We start from the raw sequence: 18,626 nt of genomic DNA on the forward strand, positions 1-18,626 counted from the left end.
ACCCTACCAAACTAGTGAGAGGCGATGGAGCGTCCGTCACAATTCATTTTAAAAATAAAACATGGTTTCCATTAGCATTTGTAACAGTAAGGGAGATTGGACTGAAAGATGATATTGTTGCAAAGTCTAAAGGGTGTTCAAACATTTTTTTTGCGGGATTTAAAAGAAGCTTTCATTGGACGTATGAGATACCTGAATTAGAGCGAGGAGTTATTGAATTTTCAACATTACAATTTACTTTTACCGATTTTTTTGGTTGGACGGTACGACATAAATTTGTAGATGTAAAACAAAAGGTAATAGTATATCCAAAAATAACGGAAATGAAATATCGCCAATTCCAACGGCATATTGATCAAGGTGGAGTGTTAGCTCCTTTTGCTTTCTTGAAAGATACTACTTTGGTTTCAAGCGTTAGAAATTATCAAGCTGGCGACCGGTTTTCTTGGATTCATTGGAAGTCATTTGCGAAGGATGAAACGTTAAGGACGAAAGATTTTGAAGTGCGGCAAAGCCATGAAGTAATGCTTGTGTTAGATGCTACTGTGAAAAGACATTTTGAAGAAGTGGTGGAATTAGCAGCATCAGTCTTGCAAACCATTGTAAAAAATCATGGAGAAGTATCATTTTTCATTGCAGGAGATGAACAAGTTTTTTATCCACAACTGAAACAAAGTCAATTCGGGAATATTATGAAACAACTATCGTTGGTGGAAGCGAGTGATTCAAAAAATATAGAATGGATATTAACAAGAGAGGGCAAGACACTCGATTCTTTCATGCTGCTTTTTACAGGTGAATTAACAGAGTCGTTAAGAAATTTCTTTATGAATCATTCGAAAAAGACAAAAGGAATTATTTGTTTTGTCTTGTCATCCCAACAAGAAATAGGACAAGCGAGGGAAGAGTTTTTCAACGTAACTATTATACCAATTACAAAAGAGAGGTTTAGTGATGTCTTCACGGAGGTGATAAAACCGTGAAAAATGGAGCTTATAAAACAATAGAACTTGCACTATATTACGTTCTTATTTTTTTTATATTACGGGAATGGTTGACGCCTATCATGAGCATTACAGGAATAGGGTATGTGGATTTAATCTTGTTATTTATTGCTCTGTGCCTCGCTATTAGTTTGTTCCGTTTACCAATTTTTATTTCATGGATTATGAAAATATCTTATATTTCATGGTTTATCGTTTATGTGTATAGTGATTTATCGATTTTTTCAAATGAAGGCATTCAGTTTCTGTTGAATGAATTATTGTACAATTTTGCTTTGATGTTTCAAGGAGAATTTTTTCATATAACGAACTCTTTCCAATCTATTTTATTTTTTATTCTCATTTGGATGCTTGTTTATTTAGTACATCATTGGTTAACGGTAAGAATGAATATTTTTTACTTCCTTGTGTTAACGGTAGTATTCATTGGTATTTTAGATACATTTACTGATTACGATGGGACGACGGCCATTGTTAAAGTCGTGCTGCTTGGATTATTAATGATGGTATTTTTGTTTGTGAAAAGGCTCATGTTGCAATCAGGTATATCGTTCAATTGGTATAACTATTTAAAACTTGCATTACCTGTTCTGCTGATGATAGGAATGGTTGTATTGGTAGGGGCGTTATTGCCGAAAGCATCCCCACAATGGCCAGATCCTGTTCCGTATATCAAAACTATGGCAGGACAAGGAAATGGGTTGGGCGGCCCTGTGAAAAAAATCGGTTATGATGAAGATGACTCCCAACTAGGAGGATCGTTCGTTGGGGATGATACAGTTGTTTTTATTGCTCATGCTACGACAAAGCAATATTGGCGGGTTGAAACAAAAGATGTATACACGTCAAAAGGTTGGGAGACGTCGCATTCAGATGAATTGGCATCCATTCCACTTGGGGAGCCGATTCATCATTTTCACTCATTGCCAGTGGGACCTGATGAAAAAAGGCAATTTGCCCATATAGAACTAAGATACCCATACGATTTTATTATTCAACCGTATGGACTTATTTCCATCGATGCAAGAACAGACGTGGAAAACCCAATTCGTCTGATTATGAATCTTGAAACGGAGAAAATATCTACAGATTATGCTGGGGAGTTTTTGTATCACGTTGAGTATAGCACTCCGGAGTATTTATATAGCGATTTGACTTCAACAATTCAACAACCCATTGATTCTAGCATTCAGGAAAAATATTTACAGTTGCCAGAATCCCTACCTCAAAGAGTCATTGATTTGGCAAAGGAAATTGTTGAGGGGAAAGAAAGTGATTATGATAAAGCTCGCGCAATCGAAAGCTATTTTCGTTTAAATGGCTTCCGCTATGAAACGGAAGGGGTGCCTGTTCCTGATGAGGGCCAAGATTACGTTGATCAATTTTTGTTTGAATCAAAAATCGGTTATTGCGACAACTTCTCAACAGCGATGGTTGTCATGCTGAGAGCGGTGGGGATTCCAGCTCGTTGGGTTAAAGGGTTTGCTGGAGGCGAAGTGATTGCAAGTGACGGTGATTTAAAAACATATGAAATTACAAACAACGATGCTCATTCTTGGGTAGAAGCATATATTCCAAAGGTTGGATGGGTTCCATTTGAACCAACAATTGGTTTTACTACAAATCGTAACATTCATTACGATTTTGAAACGGATGCTTATCAGGATGATATGTTAACAGTAGATGAAGATACGGAACCTGACAAACTAAAAGATGAACAAAATGAGGAAATGAAACAACGTAATGTTGAGTTTACAAGTTTTAAGAATTGGCTTAACCATATCGGACCTATATTAAACATTGCCTTTATTGGAATAGTTATGGCGAGTATACTATTATTTATTTTCCGCAAAAGATGGATGCCGAAATTGTATAGTCGGTGGCTGAAACATCAAACTATTAATGAAGCAACTTTTGAAATCATTTATTTGAGACTGTTGAAAGTGTTGGAATTAAACGGATTGCAGAGGAAAGAAGGTCAAACGTTACAATCTTTTGCGAAAGAAGTTGATGAAATATTTTCTTCTACACATATGTCACAGATTACGGAAGCCTACGAAAATTATATCTATGGTAATAAACAGCAAATTGACTACGGAAAAGTGAAAGAATGTTGGGAAAATTTAATCAATCGCACTAGTAGTTGATTTTATATATGAGTAAGAGTAAAATTTAAAAAATTATAAGGCAGTAAATATAGAAGAGGTGTAAATCGTGACGACTCAATTAAAAGAACAAGAAAAAATCGTTGTTCTCGACTTTGGAAGTCAATACAATCAATTAATTACCCGACGAATTCGTGAATTTGGTGTATTTTCGGAGCTCTTGCCTCACACACTTTCTGCTAAAGAAATTAAAGAAATGAATGCGGTAGGGATTATTTTTTCAGGTGGTCCAAATTCAGTATATGACGATAATGCTTTTAAAGTCGATGAAGAGATTTTTAATTTAGGTTTACCGATTTTAGGAATTTGTTATGGTATGCAATTAATCGCCCATACTCTTGGCGGTAAGGTAGAAAGCGCAAATACTCGTGAATATGGTAAGGCAGAAATTGAAATTACAAAAGACAATCCATTGTTCGGCGACCTTCCAAAAGAGCAAGTGGTTTGGATGAGTCACGGCGACCTTGTAACTCAATTACCTGAAGGTTTCGAAACAATTGCAACGAGTCCAAGTTGCCCAATTACTGCAATGCAAAATGAAGAACGAAAATTATATGGCGTTCAATTCCATCCAGAAGTGCGTCATTCTGTTCATGGAAATGATATTTTACGTCATTTCGTATTTGATATTTGTGGCGCAAAAGGCGATTGGACAATGGAAAATTTCATTGATTTACAAATCAAAAAAATCCGCGAACAAGTAGGCGACAAAAAAGTATTATGTGCCCTTTCAGGTGGTGTGGATTCATCTGTTGTTGCGGTATTAATTCATAAAGCAATTGGAGACCAATTGACTTGTATGTTTGTCGACCACAACCTTCTTCGTAAAGGTGAAGCGGAGAGCGTAATGGAAACATTCGAAGGTAAATTCGGAATGAAAGTCATTAAAATCGACGCTCGTGAACGCTTCATGAACAAATTAAAAGGAGTAACAGACCCTGAACAAAAACGCAAAATCATCGGAAATGAGTTCATCTATGTATTCTCCGATGAAGCAAGCAAATTGAATGATATGGATTTCCTAGCACAAGGAACTTTATATACAGATATCATTGAGTCTGGTACAGCAACTGCTCAAACAATTAAATCTCACCATAATGTTGGTGGCTTACCAGAAGATATGAAATTTGAATTAATTGAACCATTAAAAACATTGTTCAAAGACGAAGTTCGAGAACTAGGTACTCAGCTTGGTTTACCGGATGAAATTGTTTGGCGTCAACCATTCCCAGGTCCAGGTCTTGCTATTCGTGTATTAGGAGAAGTAACAGAAGAGAAACTAGAAATCGTTCGTGAATCCGATGCAATTTTACGTGAGGAAATTGCAAAAGCTGGCCTTGATCGTGAAATTTGGCAATACTTCACTGTGTTGCCTAACATTAAATCTGTAGGTGTTATGGGAGACCAACGCACATATGATTATGCGGTTGGTATACGTGCGGTAACTTCCGTTGACGGTATGACTAGTGATTGGGCACGCATTCCTTATGACGTGTTAGAAAAAATTTCTACTCGTATCGTAAATGAGGTGCCACATGTAAACCGCGTACTTCTTGACATCACATCTAAGCCACCTAGCACAATCGAGTGGGAGTAAACAGAATACCTGCTTTATGAATCAACAATCGACTTTCCTTTATCCAGTTCTTCATGGATAAAGGAAAGTTTTTTTATGTTTTTTATTGCTTGTACAAAGCAGAAAAAGATTTGGCCATGCATGAAATATAGTATTGATATTTCTTATTTACATCACAAAAAAATAAAAAGGATCATCCAATCCAATGATTGAATAATCCTTCAAATGCGGTCTTTATTTCGAAGATGCATTCAGCGAACGCATGATGAACGTTGCAAATTGTTGTCTCGTTACAGGAGCGTACGGATCATAAGTTGTCGGAGTTGTTCCTGTTGTAATTTCATGATGGTAAAGTACTTCGATGTTTTTGTATTGCTCATATGAAGGGGAGATGTCTGTGAATGGAAGATCACTTTTCCCCTGTAATTGGAATGCTTTTGTCAAAGCTTGTGCCATGACACCGCGGCGTATTGGTGCTTGTGGATTGGCTTTTCCGTTTTCGAGGGTAATGAATCCCCGCTGGTAAGCCGTTGCCATGACATCATATCCGTATTGCCCCTTCTTCATGTCGCTTGCCGGCATTGTTGCTGTGGAAGAAGGTTTTATGTCCAATGCCCGCAATAGCATCATCATCGCATTCAATCTCGAAACATTCGAAGCCGGCATGAATTTGCCGTTTCCATAACCAGTAATAATGCCGATTTTTGCAGCATCGCTGATATGTTTATAATGGCTACTGTTCATTGGTACGTCCGAGAACATTTTAAATGATGAAAGAGTTCCGCTGTTACCTTTTTTGGTGATAGTGAATCTTTCCGCACGGGTAATGAACCCTTTGCGATCGTGTCTGGTATCTTCGAAAGTAATGTAAAGGGTATAATTTCCATTTGCCAAATTGCCTGGGAGCAAGATTTCAAATTTCTCCGTGAAGGATGAATCCTCCGCTCCTTTAGGCGCAAGCCCTGGCAATACCCGCTTATATTCGCCTAACACTTTATTATTTTGATCCAACACTTGAACTTTTAAATAGCCTCTTACCGGCACATTGCCTCCGTTAGAAGTTTTTACCGTTCCTCTGATAGCAAATTTCTTTTGCGGAGTTACGTAAGCCGATATGTTGGATGTGGTCAATTGCACATCATACAGACGTTTAAAGGCGTTGGATGAAGCACGCTGGATTACCCAATTCACAGAAGAATTTGTCAGCGCTGCAGCATCTTCGTGCCCATAGGTTTTATCCCAAGCAAGCCCTCTTGTATTGTCTTCCCATTTATCATTTGCTTCTACATGCAAAAAGTCGAACATTTTGAAAGGGATGACTACGACGCGTCCTTTTCCATATTCCAATGCAAACATGGCGCCAGTTTTGCCTTTTTTCATGTATTCAGGCTGGCTGGCGTAGGAAAAGTCTGAAATTACAAGAAGAGGTTTAATGTTTGAATTCCAAGGCTCCATAATTTCATACCAATAACCGTCGCTTCGATTTTCGGAAATCTGTATGTAGTTTCGTCCCAATTTTTTATAGGCTTCCGTTAAAATTGGGTGGGTAACGTCCGGATTGTTGGAAATGACAACATTTTTTAAGTGATTGTCGGTGATGAAGCGAGATTGGAACACTTCTGTAAGATTGTCCCATTCCCAAATATATGAGATGGTATGGAAAATTAACGGAGTCAAGTCCATCTGTCCGTTTTTCGGCATGTAGTCCAATTCGTTTCTACCTGTTCCGTAGATGAATAGTGCACCACCACCGCCGTATATGTATCGTTTCAAGTTTTCCCTTTGTTGATGATTCATCAATGTAGTGTAAGGGAAGACGATGGCATCATATTGATGAAGCAACTCTAAACTGTTCAATGCATCATGGGATACTTTCTGTACGTTGTAACCTTGCTGTTTCAGAAAATGGTAATATTTTAATTCTTTATCGTAAATGGAGCTGTAACTTACTTTAGGATAAACCGTTTCTTCATTCATATAAGGTGGTTTGTATTTACCGCCTGGGCTAGTGATTTTGGCATACTGTTCGTTTGGATGAGAGAACATGACACCGATTTTGGGTGGTATCTCTTCAGCGTTTATAACTAAAGGAAGAATGAAAATAATTAGTGCAAATAAGGATGAGACAATTGCCTTGTTCAAAAAATCCTCCCTTTCAACTAGAGTATTATTGTATAGATATATTATATAATTAATGTTTAATATTGGAAAATATTTTTGGGATTTTTTGAGAATTTGGATGTGTTTTTACTTGCGTTTTTAGTTGAGAAGATAGAATATTTTGAAGGTTACTTGAAGATTTTCCAAGGAGATAAAGAAGGGTTATGGGGAACGGAATATATGAGCACTTGGTTAAAAAATAACTATGGTATCCATGTCCCTTATATCGATACAAGACATAATGAAAATATAGCCCTATTCTAAAAGAAGTAGGAGACATTTTTGATAATCCCGAATGGAACATGCGCTCATTGATTAAGCGGATTTCTTGGTGAATCAAGTTAACGTGGGAGGCAGCATTGAAGTACCTGAAGGCGGTTATTTGATTACGGACTATTTTTCACCGTATCAGTAAAAGAATACACATGTTTCTCTGAACCATGCTTTAGGTGAAATGAATTTCTTGCTAGAAACCTATCAAAATTCAAAAGACGGAAAAATATTTAAATGTAGCGAAAGATATACAACTTGGTGTTAAAAACATCGGGGAAAAATGGATACGAGATAATGGGGATTTATGGTATCAAATAGTGATTTCACTTTAGAAGGAACGGATTACGTAACCTTAACACTAACCGATTCATTGAAATCTCAAGTGATTTTGGAAAGTCTTGATGAAATCCGAAGGGAAATGTTTGATTAACTCATTCGGTCAAAAGTGTAATGGCTCGTGGATAACGATCAGAAAATTATCGAAACTTTAGCGATGAACTTAATAAACAAGCATTTGAGATATGATTAAAGGATATCATAATTTCACGAAGTACAAATATATCTCCAAAAATTGAAATGCTCCCTAATAGGTGGATAAGTGAAAAATCCAACCTATCAGGGAGTTTTATTATTGTCCATAAAAAACTTATAAAAAAGAAAATAGAGAACATAATTTTTGGGAAAAGCGGAATGAATTTCACGAACTTTATTTTAAAAATATAAAAAAATGTTCGTGATTAGGGTTGAAAAGCGAAAAATAAGATGATATATTACAGGAGTAAAAATTAAAAAAACGTCGTATAATGTCGAGGATATGGCTCGATAGTCTCTACCAAGCTACCGTAAATAGCTTGACTACGACTTTATAGATAGAATTCATGCTTCTATGAATTCGTTTATAAAAGTTGTAGTCATGCACTTGTTGCATGACTTTTTATTTTTCGTATGTTATTCGAAAGGTAGGACATACTGAAGCTATCTGGACATAGGCGACGAGAGACGGAGGAAAATATGAAAAAATATTTTCAATTTGATGAACTAGGAACATCTTATAAGCAGGAGATTATCGGTGGTATTACAACCTTTCTAGCGATGGCGTATATTTTGGTTGTAAACCCATTAACGCTAACGTTGGCAGATATTCCTGATTTACCAGATGAATTAAGAATGGAATACGGTGCGGTATTCGTTGCAACTGCAGTTTCTGCTGCAATAGGATGTTTCATCATGGGGATTTTTGCAAAATATCCGTTGGCTTTAGCGCCTGGCCTTGGGTTAAACGCATTTTTTGCTTACACTGTTGTATTATCTCACGGAAGTCCATGGCAACATGCATTAGCAGCTGTATTCATTTCATCTGTCTTCTTCTTTATTTTAACTTTAACTGGTTTACGTGAAAAATTGATTAATGCCATCCCGATGGAATTGAAACTTGCGGTTGGTGCAGGTATCGGTTTATTTATCGCGTATATCGGATTGAAAAATGCAGGAATAATTGTAGCGAATGGAGCAACAGTTATTGGGATGGGGAATTTAAAAGATCCTCAAGTGTTGTTATCTATTTTTGGAATCTTCATAACAGTAATATTAATGGTTAGAGGATCTAAAGGCGGCGTTTTCTATGGTATGGTCATCACGGCTATCGTTGGTATGATTTTTGGACTTATAGATAAACCTGCGTCTATTTTATCAGCTCCTCCAAGTATTGCGCCAACATTCGGTAAATTATTTACAGCATTTTCTGATCCAAGTTTTTATTCATTATCAATGCTTTCAGTAATCTTAACATTCTTATTCGTTGACTTTTTCGATAATGCAGGAACGCTTGTTGCGGTAACAAACCAAGCTGGATTTGTAAAAGATAATCGTTTGCCACGTGCGGGCAGAGCGTTGATTTCAGATTCAATCGCGTCAATGATCGGTTCTATTTTCGGTACATCAACGGTAACATCTTATATTGAATCATCATCAGGTGTAGCAGCAGGTGCAAGATCCGGATTTGCTTCTGTAGTAACAGGATGTTTATTCTTATTGGCATTGTTTATTTCTCCAGTATTATCTGTTATTACAAGTGCGGTAACAGCACCGGCATTAATTATTGTAGGTATTTTGATGGCTGCTTCATTACGTGAAATTGAATGGGATAAATTCGAAATCGCAGTACCATCTTTCTTAACAATGTTTATGATGCCATTGTCTAGTTCGATTGCAACAGGTATTGCGGTAGGCTTCATTTTCTATCCGATTACAATGATCCTTAAAGGGAGAGTTAAAGAAGTTCATCCGATTATGTATGTATTTGCTATACTCTTCTTATTATATTTAACGACATTGTCAGAATAATCGATGAGGGAAAGCAGGGAAGCTGCTTTCCCCATTTTTTTTATTCATATCTAATGAATGAATAAGTTTTTAATAGTAAAAATAATATGAATTGTTTTTTTATTCATCAGATGCTTGCAAAATAAAAACGAAGATGTTATATTAATAAACGCTGTTGCTGATGATAAAAAACAGCAAAAAAAATAAAAAACATTGTTGACAATCGATTTTAGATTTGTTAATATAAAAAACGTCGCTGTTAGAGCGATTGAAAATGAACCTTGAAAACTGAACAACAAAACGTTAATGCAATAAATTATCTAGTTGTTAACCCTCGTTAACAAACTAGATTCGGACATTCAATTTTTGAGCAAATCAAATTTTCTTTTATGGAGAGTTTGATCCTGGCTCAGGACGAACGCTGGCGGCGTGCCTAATACATGCAAGTCGAGCGAACCAATTGAAAGCCTAGCTTTCATGAGGTTAGCGGCGGACGGGTGAGTAACACGTGGGTAACCTGCCCTATAGACTGGGATAACTCGCGGAAACGCGTGCTAATACCGGATAACACATCAAAGTGCATGCTTTGGTGTTGAAAGATGGTTCTGCTATCACTATAGGATGGGCCCGCGGCGCATTAGCTTGTTGGTGGGGTAACGGCCTACCAAGGCGACGATGCGTAGCCGACCTGAGAGGGTGATCGGCCACACTGGGACTGAGACACGGCCCAGACTCCTACGGGAGGCAGCAGTAGGGAATCTTCCACAATGGGCGAAAGCCTGATGGAGCAACGCCGCGTGAGCGAAGAAGGTCTTCGGATCGTAAAGCTCTGTTGTAAGGGAAGAACAAGTGCAGTAGTAACTGGCTGCACCTTGACGGTACCTTACTAGAAAGCCACGGCTAACTACGTGCCAGCAGCCGCGGTAATACGTAGGTGGCAAGCGTTGTCCGGAATTATTGGGCGTAAAGCGCGCGCAGGCGGTCTCTTAAGTCTGATGTGAAAGCCCCCGGCTTAACCGGGGAGGGTCATTGGAAACTGGGAGACTTGAGTGCAGGAGAGGGAAGCGGAATTCCATGTGTAGCGGTGAAATGCGTAGAGATATGGAGGAACACCAGTGGCGAAGGCGGCTTCCTGGCCTGTAACTGACGCTGAGGCGCGAAAGCGTGGGGAGCAAACAGGATTAGATACCCTGGTAGTCCACGCCGTAAACGATGAGTGCTAAGTGTTAGGGGGTTTCCACCCCTTAGTGCTGCAGCTAACGCATTAAGCACTCCGCCTGGGGAGTACGGTCGCAAGACTGAAACTCAAAGGAATTGACGGGGGCCCGCACAAGCGGTGGAGCATGTGGTTTAATTCGAAGCAACGCGAAGAACCTTACCAGGTCTTGACATCCCGCTGACCGCTATGGAGACATAGCCTTCCCTTCGGGGACAGCGGTGACAGGTGGTGCATGGTTGTCGTCAGCTCGTGTCGTGAGATGTTGGGTTAAGTCCCGCAACGAGCGCAACCCTTGTCCTTAGTTGCCATCATTCAGTTGGGCACTCTAAGGAGACTGCCGTACAAATACGGAGGAAGGTGGGGATGACGTCAAATCATCATGCCCCTTATGACCTGGGCTACACACGTGCTACAATGGACGGTACAAACGGTCGCGAAGTCGCGAGACGGAGCCAATCCGAAAAAACCGTTCTCAGTTCGGATTGCAGGCTGCAACTCGCCTGCATGAAGCCGGAATCGCTAGTAATCGCGGATCAGCATGCCGCGGTGAATACGTTCCCGGGCCTTGTACACACCGCCCGTCACACCACGAGAGTCTGTAACACCCGAAGTCGGTGAGGTAACCCTTTCGGGAGCCAGCCGCCGAAGGTGGGACAGATGATTGGGGTGAAGTCGTAACAAGGTAGCCGTATCGGAAGGTGCGGCTGGATCACCTCCTTTCTAAGGATATTTACGGAAGCGTTAGCGTTTTGTGTTCAGTTTTGAAGGTTTATGACCTTCAAAGTTATAGTGTTGTTCTTTGAAAACTGGATAAACGACATTGAAAGCAAGCAATTTACTGTAAAGCGCAAACAACTAGGCTAACACGACGTAAATGCGACGTGGATTGAAAGCCGTAAGGGTTGCGAGACGCAAGCAAGACAAGGAAATGAGCGAGTGAGAACCGGAGTGTACTATATGCGTACATGAGGATTCGAACGAGCGAAATTGACGAAGTATTGCGCAGCGTATCGAAAACCGAAAAGGTTAAGTTGTTAAGGGCGCACGGTGGATGCCTTGGCACTAGGAGCCGATGAAGGACGGGACTAACACCGATATGCTTCGGGGAGCTGTAAGTAAGCTTTGATCCGGAGATTTCCGAATGGGGGAACCCACTGTTCGTAATGGAACAGTATCTTAACGTGAATCCATAGCGTTAAGAAGGCACACCCAGGGAACTGAAACATCTAAGTACCTGGAGGAGAAGAAAGAAAAATCGATTCCCTGAGTAGCGGCGAGCGAAACGGGAACAGCCCAAACCAAGAGGCTTGCCTCTTGGGGTTGTAGGACACTCTATACGGAGTTACAAAAGGATGGGTTAGACGAACCGTTCTGGAAAGGACGGCCAGAGAAGGTAAAAGCCCTGTAGTCGAAAATCCATCCTCTCCTGAGTGGATCCTGAGTACGGCGGAACACGTGAAATTCCGTCGGAATCCGGGAGGACCATCTCCCAAGGCTAAATACTCCCTAGTGACCGATAGTGAACCAGTACCGTGAGGGAAAGGTGAAAAGCACCCCGGGAGGGGAGTGAAAGAGAACCTGAAACCGTGTGCCTACAAGTAGTCAGAGCCCGTTAACGGGTGATGGCGTGCCTTTTGTAGAATGAACCGGCGAGTTACGATTACGTGCAAGGTTAAGCAGAAAATGCGGAGCCGCAGCGAAAGCGAGTCTGAATAGGGCGTTTTGAGTACGTGGTCGTAGACCCGAAACCAGGTGATCTACCCATGTCCAGGGTGAAGGTGAGGTAACACTCACTGGAGGCCCGAACCCACGCACGTTGAAAAGTGCGGGGATGAGGTGTGGGTAGCGGAGAAATTCCAATCGAACTTGGAGATAGCTGGTTCTCTCCGAAATAGCTTTAGGGCTAGCCTCGTGTGAAGAATACTGGAGGTAGAGCACTGTTTGGACTAGGGGCCCACCTCGGGTTACCGAATTCAGACAAACTCCGAATGCCAGCTATTTATACACGGGAGTCAGACTACGAGTGATAAGATCCGTGGTCAAAAGGGAAACAGCCCAGACCACCAGCTAAGGTCCCAAAGTAATCGTTAAGTGGAAAAGGATGTGGCGTTGCTTAGACAACCAGGATGTTGGCTTAGAAGCAGCCATCATTTAAAGAGTGCGTAATAGCTCACTGGTCGAGTGACGCTGCGCCGAAAATGTATCGGGGCTAAACGATTCACCGAAGCTGTGGATTCGTGCGTTGCACGAGTGGTAGGAGAGCGTTCTAAGTGCGTCGAAGTCAGACCGGAAGGACTGGTGGAGCGCTTAGAAGTGAGAATGCCGGTATGAGTAGCGAAAGATGGGTGAGAATCCCATCCACCGAATGACTAAGGTTTCCTGAGGAAGGCTCGTCCGCTCAGGGTTAGTCGGGACCTAAGTCGAGGCCGAAAGGCGTAGACGATGGACAACAGGTTGATATTCCTGTACCACCTCCCCGCCGTTTGAGTGATGGGGGGACGCAGGAGGATAGGGAATGCACGCCGTTGGTCGAGCGTGTCCAAGCAGCAAGGCGTGGAAGTAGGCAAATCCGCTTCCTAATACGCTGAGCTGTGATGGGGAGCGCGTTACGCGCGAAGTTCCTGATTTCACACTGCCAAGAAAAGCCTCTAGCGAGGCGGGAGGTGCCCGTACCGCAAACCGACACAGGTAGTCGAGGAGAGAATCCTAAGGTGAGCGAGAGAACTCTCGTTAAGGAACTCGGCAAAATGACCCCGTAACTTCGGGAGAAGGGGTGCTCATTGGGGTGCAAGCCCTGATGAGCCGCAGTGAATAGGCCCAGGCGACTGTTTAGCAAAAACACAGGTCTCTGCAAAACCGTAAGGTGAAGTATAGGGGCTGACGCCTGCCCGGTGCTGGAAGGTTAAGAGGAGGAGTTAGCGCAAGCGAAGCTCCGAATTGAAGCCCCAGTAAACGGCGGCCGTAACTATAACGGTCCTAAGGTAGCGAAATTCCTTGTCGGGTAAGTTCCGACCCGCACGAAAGGCGTAACGATCTGGGCACTGTCTCAACGAGAGACTCGGTGAAATTATAGTACCTGTGAAGATGCAGGTTACCCGCGACAGGACGGAAAGACCCCGTGGAGCTTTACTGTAACCTGATATTGAATTTCGGTGCAACTTGTACAGGATAGGTAGGAGCCGTAGAAGGGGGAGCGCCAGCTTCCCTGGAGGCGCCCTTGGGATACTACCCTGGTTGTACTGAAATTCTAACCCGCAAGCCTGATCGGCTTGGGAGACAGTGTCAGGTGGACAGTTTGACTGGGGCGGTCGCCTCCTAAAAGGTAACGGAGGCGCCCAAAGGTTCCCTCAGAATGGTTGGAAATCATTCGCAGAGTGTAAAGGCATAAGGGAGCTTGACTGCGAGACCTACAAGTCGAGCAGGGTCGAAAGACGGGCTTAGTGATCCGGTGGTTCCGCATGGAAGGGCCATCGCTCAACGGATAAAAGCTACCCCGGGGATAACAGGCTTATCTCCCCCAAGAGTCCACATCGACGGGGAGGTTTGGCACCTCGATGTCGGCTCATCGCATCCTGGGGCTGTAGTCGGTCCCAAGGGTTGGGCTGTTCGCCCATTAAAGCGGTACGCGAGCTGGGTTCAGAACGTCGTGAGACAGTTCGGTCCCTATCCGTCGTGGGCGTAGGAAATTTGAGAGGAGCTGTCCTTAGTACGAGAGGACCGGGATGGACACACCGCTGGTGTACCAGTTGTCTTGCCAAAGGCACCGCTGGGTAGCTATGTGTGGACGGGATAAGTGCTGAAAGCATCTAAGCATGAAGCCCCCCTCAAGATGAGATTTCCCATTGCATAAGCAAGTAAGATCCCTCAAAGACGATGAGGTAGATAGGTCCGAGGTGGAAGCACGGTGACGTGTGGAGCTGACGGATACTAATCGATCGAGGACTTAACCAATCATTTCAATGTCGTTATCCAGTTTTGAGAGAACAACCTCTCATATAGTGAAGTGACGATGGCGAAGAGGTCACACCCGTTCCCATACCGAACACGGAAGTTAAGCTCTTCAGCGCCGATGGTAGTAAGGGGCTTCCCCTTGTGAGAGTAGGACGTCGCTTCGCAGAAGGCACCACAATAATGGTGCTTTTTTTATTGCAAAAATTGAAGCCCCTTACTAACAAGGACTGAAAGTCCGATCGGCGCGAAACAGAGTAAGCCCGAATTCAAATGACGCATTGAAAACTTAAAACAGGGATTAAAAAAGCGCACCTTTCGGTACGCACGACAAATAGCCCTACAATCTTGAATTTTTTCAGATTGAGGGCTATTTTGCTATTGCACATGATTCACGTATATTTTTAGACCAAGGCAAGTAGCGATCGATTATTTCTGGTTGCTGATGGATTGGGAGGTTCGGGAGTTCTGTCAATACTTTGACCAAGTATTGATAGAAATCAATTCCATTAGCTTTTGCCGTTTCAGCTAAACTCAAACAAATGGCATTGGCATCAGCTCCCAATTCACTCACAGAGAAAAGCCAGTTCTTCCGACCAATCACACTCGGACGAATCGCATTTTCTGCTGGGTTATTGTCAATCGCAATTCGACCGTCATACAGAAATGCTTTTAGACCTTCGGCATGTTTCAAGGTATAGTTTGCCGCTTCCGCAAGGGAACTTTTGCCGTAAAAAGGAGATTCATCTACCCATTGTAAGAATTCTTCCACAATCGGTTTGGAATATTTTTTTCGTGCTTTTCGACGTTTGCTTGGTGAAAGTTTCTTAAACTTTCGTTCCAATTCGTAGAGTCGATTACAATATTCTACACCTTTTTCGGCGTTTTTACTGTTGGCTTTTAACCATTTTCTACGCACATGTGCCCAACAATTGGCGAATGTGACGTTAGGTAAACCAGCGTATGCAGAATATCCGTCACAAATGATGGTTCCCTTGAACTTTTCCACGAAGTCTTTTAAAACTTCCCGACTTCGCGATAACGCACTATGAAACATGACGATGGTCGGCCCTTGAGAAGCAACGCTTCGGAATACCCAGTTATAAGCATTAGACTGAGCCGACTTTCCATCCGAACGATTGAGTATTTGAGCGTATGTTTCATCAATATGAAGAATTGATTTTTTCATAAGGAGCTCTTTCATACGATGGTAGATTGGATGAAGCCAATCCTCCGCGATTCGAATTACCCAGTTCGATAAATTTTTATCGTTTGTAAGGAGACCATAACGGTTCCATTCCTTTACCTGGCGATATAAAGGTAAATATTGAAACACGCTTCACAATAGCCGGTATAAATTTTGCTTCCCCACGAACAATCGTGCTGCCGATCTCTGTCATCTGAGATTGACAACACTCGCATTGTAAGTTTCAGGCTGATGATGAATTTCTTCAATTTCTAAACCATCCACGAAGAAATCGTTTCGTTTCTTTTTATGTATTTTACGAACAACTGTATAGGTAACAGTGTCCGTGCTTTGTTCTTCTGTGTGCTCAGGTTCGTTAAAAAAAGAGTCATCATCAAATAAAGAACATTGTCCATCTGGAGCTTGGTACTTTGATTTTTCTGATTTTGAGCCATAAAGAAGCTTTGTTAAATAGCGAACTTGTTGTGACAACGATTCAATTTGTTTCAACAGTTCTTCATTTCTCTTATTGGATTGCGCGAGTTGTTCTTCTAATAATTGAATTAATTTTTCATACGAATCATTGCTCACATCATTCACCACATTTCCGTACAAATTCAATATTGTCTTGATTATATCACTAGTAATCATTGGTTAAAAGACACCTTTTTTAGATTTTTGTATGGCTTTCGGTTGATGAATTGTGAGTCCTTCAAGTAACCAACGAAGTTGTTGTTGCGTGAGCCGACGAACTTCATTTTCATTTCGTGGCCATTGGAGTTTGCCATTATCCAATCGTTTATAAAGCATAGCGAAGCCATCTCCATCAAAGTATAAACATTTATAACGATCTTTCCTTCGACCGCAAAACAAGAAGATTGCCTCGCTGTATGGATCGAGTTCGAATGAATCCTGAATTAGCGTTGCTAGACCGTCGATTCCTTTTCGCATATCTGTATGACCGCAAATGATATAGATATTTTTGCATTTTGTAAAATCATGAATCATTTCGATTCAACTCCCTGATAACCGCTTGAAGTAATTGAGGTTTGACACCGGGGTAGAAGGAGATTTTACACTGATTGGATTGAATGACGCATATTGGTCTGAGTGGACCACGACTTTCTGGGGATGGAGTTGGATCAGATTTGGACTCTAATTTTACAGGCACGATATTGAGTTTTTCCGTTGCCAAAAAAAGAACACCTCCTCTGTAATTGTTACTTTCATCTTAAAGGGAGGTGTCATTGATTTATAGGCGTTGTTTGATTTCGGGCTTACGAAACAGAAACCACATGCTAAACAAAAGTAAAATAAATATTTGAAGGAGACGAGAAGCACGGGGACCAAGAAGTTCAAGGAAGCGAGGCAGCCCGGAGCGGAGCGTACTATGTACGTGAGCACCGGACTGCCGAAGCTGACACAGAAATTCACTGGTCAACGTGCTTCGGAGTTAGCGCCGATGGTAGTTAAGGGGTCCCCTTGTGAGAGATAGACGAGCGCTTCGCAGAAGGCACCACAATAGTGGTGCTTTTTTTATTGCAAAAATTGAGCTCCTTACTACCAAGGACTGAAAGTCCGATCGGCGCGATAGAGAAGTGGCAATTAAAACGAAAGCAAAACAATTATTTGGAGGAGACGGAACGTGGACGGGAGTTAACAACTTCTTCCAACTCTATTGTACTGAGTTTTCACAAAATAAAATATTGACATTATTGTTAGACGCTTCAACTTCTACATCAATACCGTTTGGAATTGTCATCATTGGATCCGTGTGTCCAAAATCAACATTATACACAATTGGAAAATCATATCCTTTAGTAGCCTGGCAAATGATATCTATAAATGTATAATCTTGTGAAAATTCTACTTTTGGATGAAAACGTCCGACCACTATTCCATTAATTTTTTCAAAAACCCCCATATGCCGTAACTGAGTTAAATAGCGATCGATAGTACCAGGATTTTCTTGTTCATCTTCTTCTAAAAATAGTATTTTGTTATCAAAGGTTGGAAGAAACTCTGTTCCTGCTAATAGTAACATTGTCCCCATATTGCCAGCTAAGATACTTCCCCTTGCTCTTCCTTCTTTAATAATAAGAGGTCCTTCATTTTTAGTAAGTTGTCGTGGTCGATTATCCTCTATATCCCAAGCTAAAAATTCGCTTGTCCAATATTTACTAGGAGGAATGTGTATTTCATCATTTTGGGTCATTAAAACGTCTTTAAATATTTTCTTTGTGTATTCTAACATTCCACCATATTCACCAAATTGAGGTAATAGTGCGGGTCCCATAAAGGTTATTAGTTCAGATTTTTTATGAATAGCTAATAGAATAGCAGTGAAATCACTATAACCCAATATTATTTTTGGATTTTGCTTTATAAGATTATAATCAATGTATTCTAATAGTTGGTGCGAATTGTAACCACCTATTGTATTAATAATAGCTTTTACTTCGTGATCTTGAAACATTTCATGTAAATCCTCTAACCTTTCTTCAACGGTTCCTGCTAAATGTCCAATGCGTTTCAGAGCATTTTTCCCTATTTTCACCTTAAAACCCATACTCTCTAATTCAGAAATTCCTCTTTGAAATCTATTAGGGCAAGCTGCTGCAACTGGAGATGAAGTAGATATGATTCCTACAGTATCCCCCGGTTTTAATAATTTTGGTTTAATCATAAACATAACCTCTCTTTACCCAGTTTTTTATTGAATGATTAAGTTTATCATAATATCTTTCATGTCTATGTCAATTGTTCGGATGTA

The 18,626-nt window shown here is 41.2% G+C and carries 12 protein-coding genes, 3 rRNA genes and 1 riboswitch; of the genes, 9 read left to right on the forward strand and 6 right to left on the reverse strand.

Annotation, left to right across the window (positions count from 1 at the left end; genetic code table 11):
* Positions 1-14: 14 nt before the first annotated feature.
* The 3 genes from NSQ18_RS09165 to guaA all read left to right on the forward strand — a co-directional run bounded on the left by NSQ18_RS09165 (position 15) and on the right by guaA (position 4,766).
* A complete protein-coding gene (locus NSQ18_RS09165; RefSeq protein WP_339287769.1) occupies positions 15-983 on the forward strand; it encodes a DUF58 domain-containing protein in 969 nt (322 codons plus the stop codon).
* A complete protein-coding gene (locus NSQ18_RS09170) occupies positions 980-3,151 on the forward strand; it encodes a transglutaminaseTgpA domain-containing protein (protein WP_016838960.1) in 2,172 nt (723 codons plus the stop codon). Before NSQ18_RS09165 ends, NSQ18_RS09170 begins: the two co-directional genes overlap by 4 nt.
* Before the next feature lie 64 nt (positions 3,152-3,215).
* Positions 3,216-4,766, forward strand: a complete 1,551-nt coding sequence (guaA, locus tag NSQ18_RS09175; protein WP_040764739.1) for a glutamine-hydrolyzing GMP synthase — start codon at positions 3,216-3,218, stop codon at positions 4,764-4,766.
* 213 nt (positions 4,767-4,979) lie between these two features.
* On the opposite strand, the gene NSQ18_RS09180 is transcribed toward guaA, so the two are convergent.
* On the reverse strand, positions 4,980-6,887 hold the full coding sequence (locus tag NSQ18_RS09180; RefSeq protein ID WP_339287770.1) for an S-layer homology domain-containing protein: 1,908 nt from the start codon (positions 6,885-6,887) through the stop codon (positions 4,980-4,982).
* A 93-nt stretch (positions 6,888-6,980) separates the two neighbouring features.
* Here NSQ18_RS09180 and NSQ18_RS09185 point away from each other — a divergent pair, with 93 nt between their 5' ends.
* From NSQ18_RS09185 to rrf, 6 genes are all read left to right on the forward strand, one after another.
* Positions 6,981-7,169, forward strand: a complete 189-nt coding sequence (locus NSQ18_RS09185; RefSeq protein ID WP_339287771.1) for a hypothetical protein — start codon at positions 6,981-6,983, stop codon at positions 7,167-7,169.
* Positions 7,170-7,482: 313 nt separating this feature from the next.
* Positions 7,483-7,608 carry a hypothetical protein gene (locus NSQ18_RS09190; protein WP_339287773.1) on the forward strand — a complete coding sequence of 42 codons (126 nt, stop codon included), beginning with the start codon at positions 7,483-7,485 and terminating at the stop codon, positions 7,606-7,608.
* Between the two features lie 346 nt (positions 7,609-7,954).
* A riboswitch (purine riboswitch) is annotated at positions 7,955-8,056 on the forward strand.
* Between the two features lie 133 nt (positions 8,057-8,189).
* Complete coding sequence (locus tag NSQ18_RS09195) at positions 8,190-9,521, forward strand: NCS2 family permease (protein ID WP_339287775.1); 1,332 nt, start codon at positions 8,190-8,192, stop codon at positions 9,519-9,521.
* Between the two features lie 365 nt (positions 9,522-9,886).
* A 16S ribosomal RNA gene (locus NSQ18_RS09200) occupies positions 9,887-11,439 on the forward strand.
* Positions 11,440-11,743: 304 nt separating this feature from the next.
* Positions 11,744-14,670, forward strand: a 23S ribosomal RNA gene (locus NSQ18_RS09205).
* A gap of 48 nt (positions 14,671-14,718) precedes the next feature.
* Positions 14,719-14,834 (forward strand): 5S ribosomal RNA (rrf, locus tag NSQ18_RS09210).
* The 16S, 23S and 5S rRNA genes sit together here, the layout of an rRNA operon.
* Positions 14,835-15,037: 203 nt before the next feature.
* Here the strand turns inward: rrf and NSQ18_RS09215 are convergent.
* The 5 genes from NSQ18_RS09215 to NSQ18_RS09235 form a co-directional block, all read right to left on the reverse strand.
* On the reverse strand, positions 15,038-16,003 hold the full coding sequence (locus NSQ18_RS09215) for an IS66 family transposase (RefSeq protein ID WP_339287777.1): 966 nt from the start codon (positions 16,001-16,003) through the stop codon (positions 15,038-15,040).
* 60 nt (positions 16,004-16,063) lie between these two features.
* Positions 16,064-16,504 carry a hypothetical protein gene (locus NSQ18_RS09220; protein WP_339287779.1) on the reverse strand — a complete coding sequence of 147 codons (441 nt, stop codon included), beginning with the start codon at positions 16,502-16,504 and terminating at the stop codon, positions 16,064-16,066.
* Between the two features lie 3 nt (positions 16,505-16,507).
* Positions 16,508-16,861, reverse strand: coding sequence for an IS66 family insertion sequence element accessory protein TnpB (gene tnpB, locus NSQ18_RS09225; protein WP_208651007.1), 354 nt, complete (start codon positions 16,859-16,861; stop codon positions 16,508-16,510).
* A complete protein-coding gene (locus NSQ18_RS09230) occupies positions 16,851-17,048 on the reverse strand; it encodes a hypothetical protein (RefSeq protein WP_339287782.1) in 198 nt (65 codons plus the stop codon). Before NSQ18_RS09230 ends, tnpB begins: the two co-directional genes overlap by 11 nt.
* A 480-nt stretch (positions 17,049-17,528) precedes the next feature.
* Positions 17,529-18,539 (reverse strand): S66 peptidase family protein, encoded by a 1,011-nt coding sequence (locus NSQ18_RS09235; RefSeq protein ID WP_339287784.1) that lies wholly within the window; start codon positions 18,537-18,539, stop codon positions 17,529-17,531.
* Between the last annotated feature and the right edge of the window lie 87 nt (positions 18,540-18,626).

It is taken from the genome of Ureibacillus sp. FSL K6-0786, from assembly GCF_037965165.1.
GTDB classification, from domain to species: Bacteria; Bacillota; Bacilli; order Bacillales_A; family Planococcaceae; genus Ureibacillus; species Ureibacillus thermosphaericus.